The sequence below is a fragment of the Aurantimonas endophytica genome, assembly GCF_014196845.1.
In the GTDB taxonomy this organism is placed as follows: domain Bacteria; phylum Pseudomonadota; class Alphaproteobacteria; order Rhizobiales; family Rhizobiaceae; genus Aurantimonas; species Aurantimonas endophytica.
Genome location: NZ_JACIEM010000005.1, coordinates 331,178 through 343,800 on the forward strand (window position 1 = coordinate 331,178; position 12,623 = coordinate 343,800).

The 12,623-nt window shown below is 64.5% G+C and carries 13 protein-coding genes; 6 read left to right on the forward strand and 7 right to left on the reverse strand.

The annotated features are described in order from the left end of the window. Positions 1-319 precede the first annotated feature (319 nt). Positions 320-1,045: a response regulator gene (locus GGR03_RS19095; RefSeq protein WP_183210357.1), complete on the forward strand. Its 726-nt coding sequence runs from the start codon at positions 320-322 to the stop codon at positions 1,043-1,045. Further along, positions 1,042-2,472 carry an ATP-binding protein gene (locus GGR03_RS19100; protein ID WP_252920310.1) on the forward strand — a complete coding sequence of 477 codons (1,431 nt, stop codon included), beginning with the start codon at positions 1,042-1,044 and terminating at the stop codon, positions 2,470-2,472. Before GGR03_RS19095 ends, GGR03_RS19100 begins: the two co-directional genes overlap by 4 nt. Before the next feature lie 38 nt (positions 2,473-2,510). Here the strand turns inward: GGR03_RS19100 and GGR03_RS19105 are convergent, their stop codons facing one another. Then, positions 2,511-3,620: an aldo/keto reductase gene (locus GGR03_RS19105; RefSeq protein WP_183210358.1), complete on the reverse strand. Its 1,110-nt coding sequence runs from the start codon at positions 3,618-3,620 to the stop codon at positions 2,511-2,513. Between the two features lie 19 nt (positions 3,621-3,639). Beyond that, positions 3,640-4,626 carry an MBL fold metallo-hydrolase gene (locus tag GGR03_RS19110; protein WP_418884955.1) on the reverse strand — a complete coding sequence of 329 codons (987 nt, stop codon included), beginning with the start codon at positions 4,624-4,626 and terminating at the stop codon, positions 3,640-3,642. 66 nt (positions 4,627-4,692) lie between these two features. Here GGR03_RS19110 and GGR03_RS19115 point away from each other — a divergent pair, with 66 nt between their 5' ends. After that, a complete protein-coding gene (locus GGR03_RS19115) occupies positions 4,693-5,655 on the forward strand; it encodes a LysR family transcriptional regulator (RefSeq protein ID WP_425486725.1) in 963 nt (320 codons plus the stop codon). Positions 5,656-5,983: 328 nt separating this feature from the next. Here the strand turns inward: GGR03_RS19115 and galE are convergent, their stop codons facing one another. From galE to GGR03_RS19130, 3 genes are all read right to left on the reverse strand, one after another. Next, a complete protein-coding gene (gene galE, locus GGR03_RS19120) occupies positions 5,984-6,967 on the reverse strand; it encodes a UDP-glucose 4-epimerase GalE (RefSeq protein ID WP_210292215.1) in 984 nt (327 codons plus the stop codon). 5 nt (positions 6,968-6,972) lie between these two features. Continuing rightward, positions 6,973-7,182: a hypothetical protein gene (locus GGR03_RS19125; protein ID WP_183210360.1), complete on the reverse strand. Its 210-nt coding sequence runs from the start codon at positions 7,180-7,182 to the stop codon at positions 6,973-6,975. A 148-nt stretch (positions 7,183-7,330) separates the two neighbouring features. Continuing rightward, positions 7,331-7,672: a hypothetical protein gene (locus GGR03_RS19130; RefSeq protein ID WP_183210361.1), complete on the reverse strand. Its 342-nt coding sequence runs from the start codon at positions 7,670-7,672 to the stop codon at positions 7,331-7,333. A gap of 246 nt (positions 7,673-7,918) precedes the next feature. On the opposite strand from GGR03_RS19130, the gene GGR03_RS19135 reads away from it, so the two are divergent. Then, positions 7,919-8,071, forward strand: a complete 153-nt coding sequence (locus tag GGR03_RS19135; protein ID WP_183210362.1) for a hypothetical protein — start codon at positions 7,919-7,921, stop codon at positions 8,069-8,071. Here the strand turns inward: GGR03_RS19135 and GGR03_RS19140 are convergent. Together GGR03_RS19140 and GGR03_RS19145 are read right to left on the reverse strand one after the other, a co-directional pair. Continuing rightward, positions 8,061-9,002 (reverse strand): glycosyltransferase family 2 protein, encoded by a 942-nt coding sequence (locus GGR03_RS19140; protein WP_183210363.1) that lies wholly within the window; start codon positions 9,000-9,002, stop codon positions 8,061-8,063. The two genes, GGR03_RS19135 and GGR03_RS19140, sit on opposite strands and share 11 nt — an antisense overlap. Further along, positions 8,989-9,792 carry a glycoside hydrolase family 16 protein gene (locus GGR03_RS19145; protein ID WP_183210364.1) on the reverse strand — a complete coding sequence of 268 codons (804 nt, stop codon included), beginning with the start codon at positions 9,790-9,792 and terminating at the stop codon, positions 8,989-8,991. The genes GGR03_RS19140 and GGR03_RS19145 overlap by 14 nt, the downstream gene beginning before the upstream one ends. A 707-nt stretch (positions 9,793-10,499) precedes the next feature. On the opposite strand from GGR03_RS19145, the gene GGR03_RS19150 reads away from it, so the two are divergent. Together GGR03_RS19150 and GGR03_RS19155 are read left to right on the forward strand one after the other, a co-directional pair. Then, a complete protein-coding gene (locus tag GGR03_RS19150; protein ID WP_425486729.1) occupies positions 10,500-11,198 on the forward strand; it encodes a sugar transferase in 699 nt (232 codons plus the stop codon). Positions 11,199-11,278: 80 nt separating this feature from the next. Beyond that, positions 11,279-12,562: a polysaccharide biosynthesis/export family protein gene (locus tag GGR03_RS19155; RefSeq protein ID WP_246368241.1), complete on the forward strand. Its 1,284-nt coding sequence runs from the start codon at positions 11,279-11,281 to the stop codon at positions 12,560-12,562. Positions 12,563-12,623 lie beyond the last annotated feature (61 nt).

Below are 12,623 nucleotides of genomic sequence, written 5' to 3' on the forward strand. Positions count from 1 at the left end.
AAGGATCGGAAGCGCGGATGCCGTTCGGCACCGTCGCGCTTCCGGAGCAGAGGCATCGACCGGGGGCAGTCCGTTGGAACCGCCTGGCAGGATCGGGGGGAGAATCCGTTCCGGCCGTCCTCTTGCTTCGAGGATCAAATTAGCCGGCACCTGTCGCAGCCCTGTGCCCGGACTGTCGGCAGTTGTAATCAATTGTATCGGCCGGAACGGGCAAAAGCCGTGCGCGCCGCGATCCGCTACATCCTGATACAGTTTCGCCAGAGCATCGCGCGGAAGACGCAGTTATAAAGACGGCCATGTTCAGCGATCGAGGCAGATCATGGAGTCTGTGCCCCACATCATCGTCGTCGACGACCACCGCGACATCCGCGACCTCGTCGGCAAGTATCTGCAGCAGCAGGGCTATCGCGTCAGCACCGCGGAGAACGGCACGGCGCTGCGGCGCCTTCTGGCACGCACGGCGGCCGACCTCATCGTGCTCGACATCATGATGCCGGGCGAGGACGGCCTCACCCTCTGCCGCGAACTTCGCTCGGGTACGGGACCGGACGTTCCGGTGATCTTCCTGACCGCCCGCGCCGACGAAACCGACCGCATCATCGGCCTGGAACTCGGGGCGGACGATTATCTCGTCAAGCCGTTCTCCTCGCGCGAGCTGCAGGCGCGCATCAAGGCGGTTCTGCGCCGGGTCAACAGCCTGCCGCCCCAGCGCGCGGCGCGTCGTGCGGGGCAGATGCGCTTCGAGCGCTGGGTGCTCGATCTCGGCCGGCGCGAGCTGCAGGGCGAGGATGGCGTGGGCGTGCCGCTTTCCACCGCGGAGTTCCGCCTCCTCAAGGTCTTCGTCGAGCATCCCGGCGTCGTGCTCAGCCGCGACCAGCTCCTCGATCTCACCGTCGGCCGCGAGGCCGATCCTTTCGATCGGAGTATCGACAACCAGGTCAGCCGCCTGCGCCGCAAGGTCGAGACCGATCCGAAGAATCCCGCCATCATCCAGACCCACTGGGGCGGCGGCTACAGCTTCATGCCGGAGGTCTTCGCGTCGTGACCGGCCTGCTCACCCTCTGGCGCAAGAGCCTGTCGGTCCAGCTCCTGACCTCGATGTTGATCGCGCTGTTTGCGTCCCAGGCCATCGGCATGTGCATTTCCTGGGACAAGTTCATCGCGGACCTCCGCGCGGCTGCGCGCTACGAACTCAGCAGCCGGGCGGCGGCGGTCGCCCGCCTGGTCGAGACCGTGCCGCCGGCGCTGCAGGCGGATATCGCGCGCGTCAACAGCACCGACTACACCCGCTTCTGGATCGCCGACGATCCCGCACCTGATTTGGGGCCCTGGGTGGACGCTGCGTTCGTACGCTTCGAGTTGCCCCTGCGCGATCTCCTGAACGGCGCGGGCGAGGGCACCTCGGCGGGCAGCTCCGCCGCAACGACGCAAGTGCCGGAGGGGGCGACCACGGCGCTCTTCCTCGAGGGAGTGACGTGGACGGCTCCGATCGCAGGCGGGACCAACCTGCCGGCGCGAGCACGTACGCTCGACTTTGCCGAGCGCAACGGTGCCGGGGTCATCGTTCCGCTCAGCGACGGGCGGACGCTCAACGTCGCCTATTACAAGCACATGATGCCGTCGATCTGGAAGACGCATCTGCCTTTGTCGCTCGCCTTGACCGCGGTTCTCGTCTCGCTCGTCGGCGTCATGACGGTGCGGGGCATCACCCGGCCGCTGCGCCAGCTGACAAGGGCCACCGAGACGCTTGGGCGCGGCGAAGCGGTGACGCCGCTGCAGGAAAGTGGTCCCGAAGACATCCGCCGCATGGCCGAAGCCTTCAACCGTATGCAGGAGCGGCTGCACCGCTTCGTGGAGGACCGCACGCGCATGCTGGCGGCGATCGGCCACGATCTGCGCACGCCGCTGACGACGCTGCGGCTGCGCGCCGAGCTGGTCGAGGATGCCGAGCTCCAGGAAAAGATGCTCGCCACCATCGCCGAGATGCAGGCCATGACGGATGCGACGCTGTCGCTGGTGCGCCAGGAAACCAACTCGGAGCCGACACGCACGATCGACCTGTCGGCCCTTGTCGAGAGCATCTGCGAGGATCTCGCCGAGATCGGTCAGAAGGTCAGTTTCGTCGGGAGCGAGCGGCTGAACTATCGCTGTCGGCCGGAGGGCCTCCGGCGTTCGATCCGCAACCTCATCGAGAACGCGGTGCGCTATGCGGGCCATGCCGAGGTACGGCTGGTTTCCACCCGCTCGGCGATCGAGATCGTCGTCGAGGACGAGGGGCCGGGCATTCCGCTCGAACGGATCGAGGAGGTCTTCGCGCCGTTCTTCCGCCTCGAGGGCTCGCGCTCGCGCGAGACCGGCGGCATCGGCCTTGGACTGTCGATCGCCCGCGCCATCGCTCGCCAGCACGGCGGCGACATCGTCCTGTCGCCCCGCCAACCCGGTCTGAAGGCTGCCCTCGTCCTGCCGACCTGAGGAGGGCATTCTGAGAGGCAGTCCCTTGCGGCCGGCGTTCAGCCCGCCAGGCGGGCTCGCGCGAGCCCCTGGGCCTGCTTGATCTGGCCCTGGTACAGAGCGTCCTTGCCAGGATACCAGGCCATGGTGCCGATGGCCGCAAATCCCGGGATCGTCTCCATGTGACGCACCATCCGCCGGCGCATCGCGGCGTCCGGCAGGGTCCCGCGCATGGCCTGCAGATTGTCGGCCATGTGATCCGGGTCGGAGGTCCCGCAAAGGACGCAGGTCACGGCCGGATGGGCGATGACCCATTTGAGGAAGAACTGCGCCCAGCTCGTGGCTTCGAACTCGCTGGCGAACTCGGGGAGGGGATGGCCCTCGACGACGTGCATCAACCGCGCCTTCTCGAGCGGGAGGTTGACGAAGACCCCGACGCCCTGATCCGCCGCAGCCGGCAGCAGCCGCTCCTCCGCCGACCGATCGAAGATCGAGTAGTTCGTCTGGACGACGTCCACCTCCCCGCGCTCGACGAACCGCGTCAGCTCCGCCTGGTAGGACGATTCATGATGGGTGACGCCGACATGGGCGATATGGCCCTCGTTCTTCCAGGCTCGCAGAAGCGGAACGACGACGCCGGCATTGGTCATGCTGTGGCACTGCATCAGGTCGATGGTCGGCCGCCACACGCGTAGCCTGGATTGCTCGAGGCTGGCGGTCGCATGGCTGGTGTCGCCGAGATAGGCGCCGGTCGACCAGATCTTGTTCGCGACGAAGATATCGCGCGTCTCCGCCATCTCCGACAGGAACGCACCGATCGTGATCTCGGCAGACCCATAGAGCGGCGAGGTGTCGATGACGCCACCGCCGCCGGCGGCGTAGCGGGCGACGACCGCGCGAAGGCGTTCGCGCGGGTCGCCCGGCATGAGGTCGAAGGTCAGGAACGTGCCGAGACCGAGAGCCGTGACACGGCGCCCCGTGCGGCCGATCCGGCGGATGATGGCGGGCTCGCTGCTTTGCGAAGCGGGCGCCTCCTGCGCAGCCGAACCGGCCTGCGCGTAGGCGCTGCCCGTCCCGCCGGCTGCCGCCCCCACGGCGGCAGCCCCTGCCACCATGCCGGCGGCACCGAGGAAGCTGCGTCTGTCGATCGTCGTCGGATCGTTCTGCATCGTGTGGAGCCTCATCCGTTCAGAACTGCCAGCCGGCAGGCACCCAGGCGTAGCCGGTATCGGTGCGCAGGATCCGCCCGAGGCCGGGGAAGGGATAATGGAAGCCGAGGACTAGCATCCGGTCGGCGGCCGCCTGATCGAAGATGCGTCGGCGCGACGTGGCGGCTTCCTCCTGGTCGCGGTCCGGCCCAGGCCGCCAGAGCCGCTCGATATTGACCACCGGGTGATAGGCAAGATCGGCCGTCAGGAGCAGCTGGTCCTCGCCCGAATGGACGAGGAACGCCGCCATGCCCGGCGTATGGCCGGACGCGGTGAGGGTCGTCAGGCCCGGCAGCAGCTCCGCACCGGCTTCGTAGAGCTCGATGCCGTCTGCGACCGGCTGCACGCTCTGCTTGATGTTGGCGGCGAAGCGCTGTCGGAACTCCGGCGGCACCGGCATGTAGGAAAGATCCGGCTCGTTCTCGACGAAAAATGCCCAATCCGCCCTCGGCGCCATGATGGTGGCTCGCGGAAAGGCCCGGCCACCGTCGGCGGCGCGCAGATTGCCGACGTGGTCAGGATGGGTGTGCGAGATCACGACGACGTCGATATCGTCGGCCGAAAGCCCGATGGCGCCGAGATGATCGAACACGCGGCCGCCATTGGGACCCATCGTGCTGCCGGCGCCGGCCTCGAGCAGGACGCGGCGGCCGCCGATCTCCAGAAACAGCGTGTTGAGGTTCAGCGTCATGAAGTCGGTCGGCAGGAACGCGCGGCGCAGCACGTCCGCCAGCTCCGCTTCCGGCGCATCGCCCGCGTACACGCTGGGAGGCCCGCCGATGACGCCGTCGCTCAGCACGGTCGCCGCTATGTCGCCGACCTGGAAGCGATAGTGGCCGGCATTGCCGATCGGCGCCGTCGCCGCGGGCTGCGCGAGGACGGCCGTGGGCAGCGCGCCGCCCAGAAGCGCCCCGGAGGCGCCGGCGACGGCGGAAAGCATGATCTTGCGTCGGTTGATCGTGAGCATCGTCTTCCTTCGTGCAGAGAGCCTGTTCGAAGGCGGCCGCGTGACCGGACGCCTCTCTGCTACAGGATGACGTCTCGGCACTGCGTTGATAAGACGATCAAAAGCGAGCAGGCTGATCTACAGGAGAGATCAATGGCATCTGTCCGACTCGAACATCTCGAGACGTTCGCAATGATCGTGCGGTGCGGTGGCTTTCGCGCTGCGGCCGCCGAGCGGGGTGTTTCCTCCTCGGTCATGAGCCAGACGATGGCGGCGCTCGAGCAGGCACTCGGCATCCGTCTGCTGAACCGGACGACGCGGAGCATGGCGGTCACGGAAGCGGGCGAGCGGCTGCTCGAGCGGCTTCGCCCGGCACTGGACGACATCCGCCTGGCGCTCGTCGAACTCGACCAGCTGCGCGAGCAGCCCTCCGGAACACTGCGAATCAACGCGCCAGGGCCTGCGGTCGACCACGTCCTCTGCCCACTCGCCTTCGCGTTCATGGCGGCTCACCCGGACGTCAGGGTCGAGATCGTCAGCGATGCAGCCATCGTCGACATCGTCGAGCAGGGTTTCGATGCCGGTGTCCGGTTCGGGCAGCAACTGGCTCAGGACATGATAGCCGTGCCGCTGGGAAGGCCGTTGCGCTACGCGATCGTCGCCGCTCCGGCCTATCTGCAAGAGCGAGGGCAGCCCAGGACGCCGTCAGACCTCATCGGCCACGATTGCATTCGCCGCCGCTATCCCGGCGGTGCGCTGGCGACGTGGGCGTTCGAGAAGGACGGTGAATCCGTCGCGTTCGAGCCGGAGGGTCGGTTGACCCTCAGTTCGGCGCATCAGGAGCTTCAGGCTGCCGTCGCCGGACAGGGCGTCGCCCATGTGTTCGACGACTACGCTAGAGCGGGTATCGAGAACGGCACGCTGGTCGAAGTGCTCGCCGACTGGAGCCCGACACTGCCGAGCTGGTACCTCTATTATCCGAACAAGCGGCACAGCAGCGCGGCCATGCGGGCCTTCCTTGAATTCGTCCGCCAATCGACGCGCCAGTAGGCCATAACGGTCGCGAAACTTGTGCGGCTGCTGCTGTCTCAATCGCCGGATGCGCTGCCACGGCTGAAGGATGTGCTTGCCCTTCCGACGCTGTGCTACAAGGCCTGCAACGCCGTTCGGCACGGGATCAGCCGGATCGAGGACAAGCAGCGGCTGGGAAGCGGCCGCTGGCGGGGATGACGCCGATTCACCGTCACCGCCGACCGCGGGGAAGCCGAGGGCGTTTCCTCCTTCGATCTGCGTTCAGACGAAACGAGCTGTCTCTGTCCACACCCGCTGGTATCCGTTCAACTGCCAGGAGGCGCTCGCTCCGGTGGATCGTCTTGATTTAGACGGCGCCGTTGGCTCTGCCGGCATGCCAGTTCCAGGCGCTTTCGATGATCGCATCGAGGTCGCGTTCAGGGCGCCAACCGAGGACCTCCCAAGCCTTCTGGTTGTCGGCGACGAGGGCGGGGGAGTCGCCGGCTCGTCTACCGGCATGTTTGACGGGGAAGGGCCGGCCGGACACCGCTTCAATGGCAGCCAGCATCTCGGCGACCGTCGTTCCGGTGCCGGTTCCCAGGTTCAGGGCGACGCTCTCTCCACCTGAAAGGAGATACTCCACGGCGCGGCCGTGGGCGTCGGCGAGGTCCATGACATGAATGTAGTCGCGGACGCAGGTTCCATCCCGCGTGTCGTAGTCAGAGCCGAAGATGGCGAATCCCTCCCGCCGGCCCAGGGCCGCGTCGATCGCGAGCGGAATCGCATGTGTCTCCGGCGTATGCCATTCCCCGATCCGCCCTTCCGGGTCGGCGCCCGACGCGTTGAAGTACCGCAGGATCACCGTTCGCAGAGACTTGAGGTCCGACAGATCGCGCAGCACCTCCTCGACCAGATATTTGCTGCGTCCGTACGGATTGATCGGGGCCTGGGGATGGGTCTCGGCCATAGGCGTCGAACGGGGAATGCCGTAGGTCGCACAGGTCGAGGAGAAGACGAATTTGTCGATCCCGGCGCGCTCTGCAGCTGCGAGCAGGGTCAACGTGCCTGCGACGTTGTTTTCGTAGAACTGCAAGGGCTCCGTGACCGACTGCCCCACTTCGATCAATGCAGCGAAATGGACGATCGCGACGGGTTCATGTCGGCTTATCACCGCGTCAAGGCGATCGCCGTCACGAATGTCGCCGGTCTCCAGCGGTCCCCATTTCACGAATTCGCGGTGTCCGTTGGAAAGATTGTCGTACACGACAGGCTCGAATCCACGCCCTGCCAGATTGAGACAGGTATGGGAGCCGATATACCCCGCGCCCCCGACGACCAGCACCTTGTCCATCCAGATCACCCCAAGGATCCATTGCCTTCGCTGGCGCCATTATAGCTTTGTTGCGTCGCAGCAAAAGTGGCAGTGGGGATCAGCTGCCAGCTTTCGCCCGCCATGTGACAGATGAAAGCAATGTTCGAAGCGGCAGCGGGAGGTTGCATTGCGTTTCGGATCAGCCAGGCGCTGCGCGGGAATGCTTCGATGCCGCTGGAGGTGGCGCGTCGCATGCAACGGCGCCGTAGCCTGACGGCTGCGTCTTCATGGCAGAGGGACATGGATCGTGCCGGCTGTGCCTGGCGCTCGCGGCTTTACGCGGCCGAACCCGCTACATCCATTGATGACCCTTACCGCAGGTGGCGCCGACCCGGGGCTGGGTCAGCCCGGCGGTGTCGAGTTTTTCAACTCCGAGATCGGCGGTTTCGGAGCCGATAGTCCGGGCGTCTTCGCCGATGGGGTGATTTCGCGGCCGCCCGCCTGGTTCCGCGCCTTGGCCCTTGCCACCATCAGCAGAAGTGCGGCGAAGTACCCAAGCTGCAGGCAAAGAAGCGCGGTCAGCCACATGAGCAACATGTCGCCCAGTGAGAAATCGGAAACTGCTGCCAGGATGATGAACAGAGGTATCGTGAGGATCGCCGTGGAGATGACGATACGTACCGATGACAGGAAGGCTGCGACGCATCCGAAAACAGCGAACAAGAGGGCGATAGACAAGATCATGACTTCAGCTGCGACAGCTTCCTCTTATATGAATTGTGACCGAAGACATCAAAGCACGCGGAAGATTCGATTTCGTAAATGGGCGATCTAAATGAATCATTTTTCGGCGGGCCGGAGGTTGAACCCGCCACAGCCAGGCAGCCTCCCCTGCGGCCGTGATCATTCCCGTAAGTCGGGTCTGTTTCAACGTCATCAACATTAATTCATAGATGGCGTAGACGGAATGCCGCTTGGGAAAGATTTTGCGTGATCGATAAAGTGCCGTCACGGCTTTTCGGCGCCGCCGATTTTCCGTACGGCACGGCTCGCGCCCCAACGGCGCTCGGCGCATCAGGCGAGACCGCTTCAGCGGCGCATGTTCAGCTTTTTCGAGCCAGCTATTTGCGGCTCAATGTCTGACTGCCCGCTCCGGCTCGCAAACCCCGCGCAGCAGGTCGAACAACCCGATGAGGTTTCCCAGAAGCCGCCCGCGCCGGTCGACCCAGGACTCCGGGCGGATTGCGCGGGCGCAGTTCGCCGTGATGTTCCGGCCAATCTGGCGGAAGCACCGGCTCCAGGCCATCGTGCCCTTGCGGGCGAGATACACAGGGTTGACCACCTGAGAATAGCCGAGGCGTCTGCCGGGGCTGCGGCCCGATCGCTTGGTGCCGAGATGGACACCCCGCAGCCGGGGCGATCGGACGATCTCGCCGTAGACGGCCAGCTGGCGGCTGAAATCGAGATCCTCCTGCCATGCATATAGCGGCAGACGCTCGTCGAACTTGACCGAGTGATCGCGAACAGCCTGCAGGCGCACGATCATGTTGCACCCGTAGGCGTTGTACGTCCTGTGCCACTCTCCTCCGCGATTCGGGCCGGCGGCGTCGATGATCCTGACCGCCTCTTCGAAATCGAGGCCTTGCGTGAGTATGCCGTCCGCCAAGACATGGCCGGTCGCGACCACGACATCGGGATTACCACGCATCAACGCCTCGGCTTCCTGGAGGAAATCCGGCGCGAGCAGGAAATCGTCGTCGATGAAGACCATGATATCGGCATCGGACGCTGCGATGAGCGCATTCCGTTGGAGAGGAAGGCCCCGCCCGCCTGCAACGATCTGGACGTCGAAGGGCAAGGAGGAGACACGATGCAGGTCGACATCGCTCGCTTGCGCCGGACAGACGAGGACCTGGTCCGGCATCCGGCTCTGTCCCGACAGGTGCTCCAACGTGTCTGCCAGCACCTCCGGCCGTCCCGCCGTCGCGATCGCGACGCAAAGGCGCAGGGATGTCGGGCGCGACCTCCCGGCCGGCGGCGCGATGTTTTCCGGTACGCCGTCAGGGCCGAGCATAGGCCCTCACATAATCCACCTTCATTTCGGCCGGATTGGGGGCATTTTCGATCGGCCAACCTGCGCCGAGGCCGAGATTGAGAAGGATGAACATCGGCTGACGGTGGAATTCCGGCGTAGGGTGCGACCAGACCTCCGTTCCGTCCAGGTAGAACCTCATCTGCTCGGCTTCGATCAGGACGCCATAGCGGTGAAAATCGTCGGACAGGGAGCCGCGAGGGACAGGGGTCTTGTGGGTCACGGAAGATTTCTTCACGCCTTCGGCGATCGGCCAGACATGGACCGACGAACTGTACTCCGCTGGAGCACGCCCATAATGCTCGACGACGTCGATCTCGGCCGTGCCAGCGGGATTGTCGGCCAGACGTTCGACGCCCACGAGCCAGAAGGCGGGCCAGACACCCTCGCCAGCCGGAAATTTGGCTCGCATCTCGAAATACCCGTACTGCTGGGAGAAGCCGACGCCCTTGCGATCGACGCTGGCCAGAAGACCGCTGCGCCACCGACCGTCATCGCCCTTTTTCATCGTGATCGTCAGGATTCCGTCCTGCACGGTGAACGGGAAATGGTCTCCAGGCGCCACGAACTTCGCGTCTCCGAAATCCCCGCTCCATGGCGTATGGGCGATCCATCGGGTGCCCGGGCCCCATTCGGAGACGTCGAGGTCATCGAAATTCTCCTCGAAGGTCATCTGGTACTGGCCCAGGTCGATATCCTCGGCCTCTGCCGCGGGAACTGAAGCTCCGAAAGCGACGGCGGTACTGACAAGCAGTGCTCGGGCGAAGCGCATGGTGACCATCCTTCCATTGGTTGGATCGGTGCATCTTCAGGCCGGAGGCCGACGTCGGACAGCCGCCGGATGACATTCACGAGCGGAGCATCGCCGAACTGGAACACCGTCCTCGCCCAGATCCCACTCATCGTTGTGCAGCGCCCACGCCTTTGCCGGCAAAAGGGAACGGCCGGGTGCCGCACTGACCGAGGTTAGTCTACGGATTCCGACGGATGAAAGGCAACAGAGCGCCGATTTTCTGGAATAGCAGCCATGCTGTTCACGCATGACTAGCTACGGGGCTGACATGATTGGCTAAATCGGGTCGCGTGAAGCTTCTGCGACGCGGTGGTTACAGGTGTAGCAAGTTCCCCTGTGCCAACTTTTGTCTTTCCTGCTTTCTAATCTCCAAATGCCACGACAAGATCAGTCTTGATGTCAAAAACCACAAGCTCATAAGAATCACCAAGCGAGTGAACGTCATCTTAATGACGGAAAAATCTCATCATTCCGCCGCATTCATGTTGCGGTTTCTTGCGAGTAGAACCAGGGAATTGAATGCATTCAGAGAGCGGCACGCTGTTCCCGGGAAGGGATGATTTGCGTTTGCTTGGTTGCAGTGCATATAATTCGCATGTTGCAGTGCATTTCGAAGGTAAAGCGGCCTTAGGACGGAGTTTGCCCCCATGCGAACGCGCACCGTACTCAATCACGATTACACCCGTATAAGGGCTCGGTCGAAGCGGGATAATGATCCTGCATATCTCGCCGACTTCACCGATACGCAGCGTCCATGGGAGGCCTTCCGGCCAGTCGGGGACTGGCGGAAAAGGGCGTTCGACGTTGCCTTGGCGGCTTTGATCCTGCTGCTCCTTTCGCCGCTTTTCGCAATGGTGATGGTGCTCATCAGGATGTCGTCGCCGGGCTCCACTCTGTATGGTCACGAGCGGATCGGACGGGGCGGCCGCAGCTTCAAATGCTTGAAGTTCCGCACGATGGTGCCGAACGGCGACGAGATCCTCGCGGCTTATCTTGCGGCCAATCCGGATGCCGAGGAGGAGTGGAAAGCCACGCGGAAATTGCGTGTCGATCCACGCGTGACGGTGGTCGGAAGCGTGCTGCGCAAGACGAGCGTCGACGAGCTTCCGCAGTTGATCAACATACTGCGCGGCGAGATGAGCCTGGTGGGGCCGCGCCCGGTGGTCTTCGACGAACTGCGCTATTACGGGCCCCGAAAGGTGCATTATCTGGCCGCGCGGCCAGGCCTGACCGGCCTTTGGCAGGTGTCGGGCCGCAGCGATACCTCGTACGACCAGCGAGTCAGTTTCGACTGCCACTACTGCGAAAACTGGACTTTCGTCAGTGACCTCCTGCTGATCGTCCGGACGGTACCGGCGGTGCTCAGCCGGCGCGGAACCTACTGAGCTCCACCAATCGAATGACGTCAGTCGACGAAGGGGAAGCGACGATGCACGGGCCGCACAAACATCGAGACGGGCGTTCCATGGTAGCGGCGCGTGCGGCCATCGTCGGCGCGGTCCTGCTTCTTGCGCCGGCCACATACGCACAGGACCTTTCGGCGGATGGCTTGGCGCCGCAGGATCGGCTGAGCGTGAAGGTCCTCCAGTGGCTTCCGGGCAAGGGCGAGTACAAGGAATGGACGGCCGTCGGCGGCGAGTACACGGTCGCGGCCGACGGCTCGCTCGGCATTCCCTTCGCGGGTCCGATTTCCGCAGGGGGGCAAAGCTCCGGCGCCGTCGCGGAAGAAATCGCCAGCGCGCTGCAGGTCAATCTGAGCCTGCCGACGAAGCCGGACGTCAGGATGGAGGTTCTCCAGCGAGGGCCGGTCTACGTGCTCGGGGGCGTCGAGACGCCCGGGAAGGTGGACTTCGCTCCGGGCATGACGGCGATGGAGGCAATCGCGCTGGCTGGCGGGTTCTACCGGACGAGCGGGGGGCAGCTTCGGCTCGAGCGCGACGTGATCAACGCGCAGGGCGATCTCGACACTGCCCGACAGGCCGCAGCGCGCCTGACGGCGAGGATCGCCCGGCTGGAGGCGGAACAAGTCGGCGAAGCGGAGGTCGACATGCCCGACACGCAGTCGGGTTTTTCCCAGGACTTGCTGGCGCCTTTCGTCGAGGAGGAGCAGGGGCTGCTCCAGGTGCGGAAACAGGCCCTCGACTCTCAGCTGGAAAGCCTGCGGAGCCGCCAGGAACTCGCCACCCAGCAGACCAAAACCTTGAGCGAGAAGGCGAACAATCTGGAACGGCAGGTCAAGCTGGCGCAGGACCAGCTTGCGAACGTCCAGTCGCTGGTCGGGAAGGGGCTAACGGTCGCCAGCCGCGAATTCGATCTGGAGCGTACCCTTTCCGCCTTCCAGGGACAGCTTCTGGATGTCCAGAGTGCCCGTCTGGCCGCGGATCTGGAAATCAACGCAGCCCAGCGAGACCAGGTCGATGCTTTGACGGCCTTCAAGACGGAGGTGGCGTCGAGCCTGCAAACGGCGAGAGAGTCGCTGGAGAAGGCGCGGATCGACATGGGCCGGGCGGAAATGCTGATCCGCGAAGCCACCGTCATCACGCCTCAGATGCTGGTCGACCAGGTCGACACGCTCGGCGTCAATGTCCGCCTCTACCGGTCGCGCAAGGATAGCGACGGCGAGGTGCAGACGACCGAAATCGATCGCGACGAGAGGCTGCGATCGGGCGATACTTTGCAGGTGCAGCTCGAGACACGGCCTGCGGCCGGATTGCCCGCGGATGCGGAGCGTTCAGCCAATCCGTCGTGAGCCGGTGCGCCAGCTCCGATCGGCACGGAACGTATCGCGACGGTCACGCCTGAATGGCTGA

Excerpts from the sequence above, each read along its gene's own strand:
- GGR03_RS19095 (WP_183210357.1), top strand. The coding sequence starts at position 320 with ATGGAGTCTGTGCCCCACATCATCGTCGTCGACGACCACCGCGACATC.
- GGR03_RS19105 (WP_183210358.1), bottom strand. The coding sequence starts at position 3,620 with ATGCAGAACGATCCGACGACGATCGACAGACGCAGCTTCCTCGGTGCC.
- GGR03_RS19110 (WP_418884955.1), bottom strand. The coding sequence starts at position 4,626 with ATGCTCACGATCAACCGACGCAAGATCATGCTTTCCGCCGTCGCCGGC.
- GGR03_RS19115 (WP_425486725.1), top strand. The coding sequence starts at position 4,693 with ATGACGTCTCGGCACTGCGTTGATAAGACGATCAAAAGCGAGCAGGCT.
- galE (WP_210292215.1), bottom strand. The coding sequence starts at position 6,967 with ATGGACAAGGTGCTGGTCGTCGGGGGCGCGGGGTATATCGGCTCCCAT.
- GGR03_RS19125 (WP_183210360.1), bottom strand. The coding sequence starts at position 7,182 with ATGCGACGCGCCACCTCCAGCGGCATCGAAGCATTCCCGCGCAGCGCC.
- GGR03_RS19130 (WP_183210361.1), bottom strand. The coding sequence starts at position 7,672 with ATGATCTTGTCTATCGCCCTCTTGTTCGCTGTTTTCGGATGCGTCGCA.
- GGR03_RS19140 (WP_183210363.1), bottom strand. The coding sequence starts at position 9,002 with ATGCTCGGCCCTGACGGCGTACCGGAAAACATCGCGCCGCCGGCCGGG.
- GGR03_RS19145 (WP_183210364.1), bottom strand. The coding sequence starts at position 9,792 with ATGCGCTTCGCCCGAGCACTGCTTGTCAGTACCGCCGTCGCTTTCGGA.
- GGR03_RS19155 (WP_246368241.1), top strand. The coding sequence starts at position 11,279 with ATGGTAGCGGCGCGTGCGGCCATCGTCGGCGCGGTCCTGCTTCTTGCG.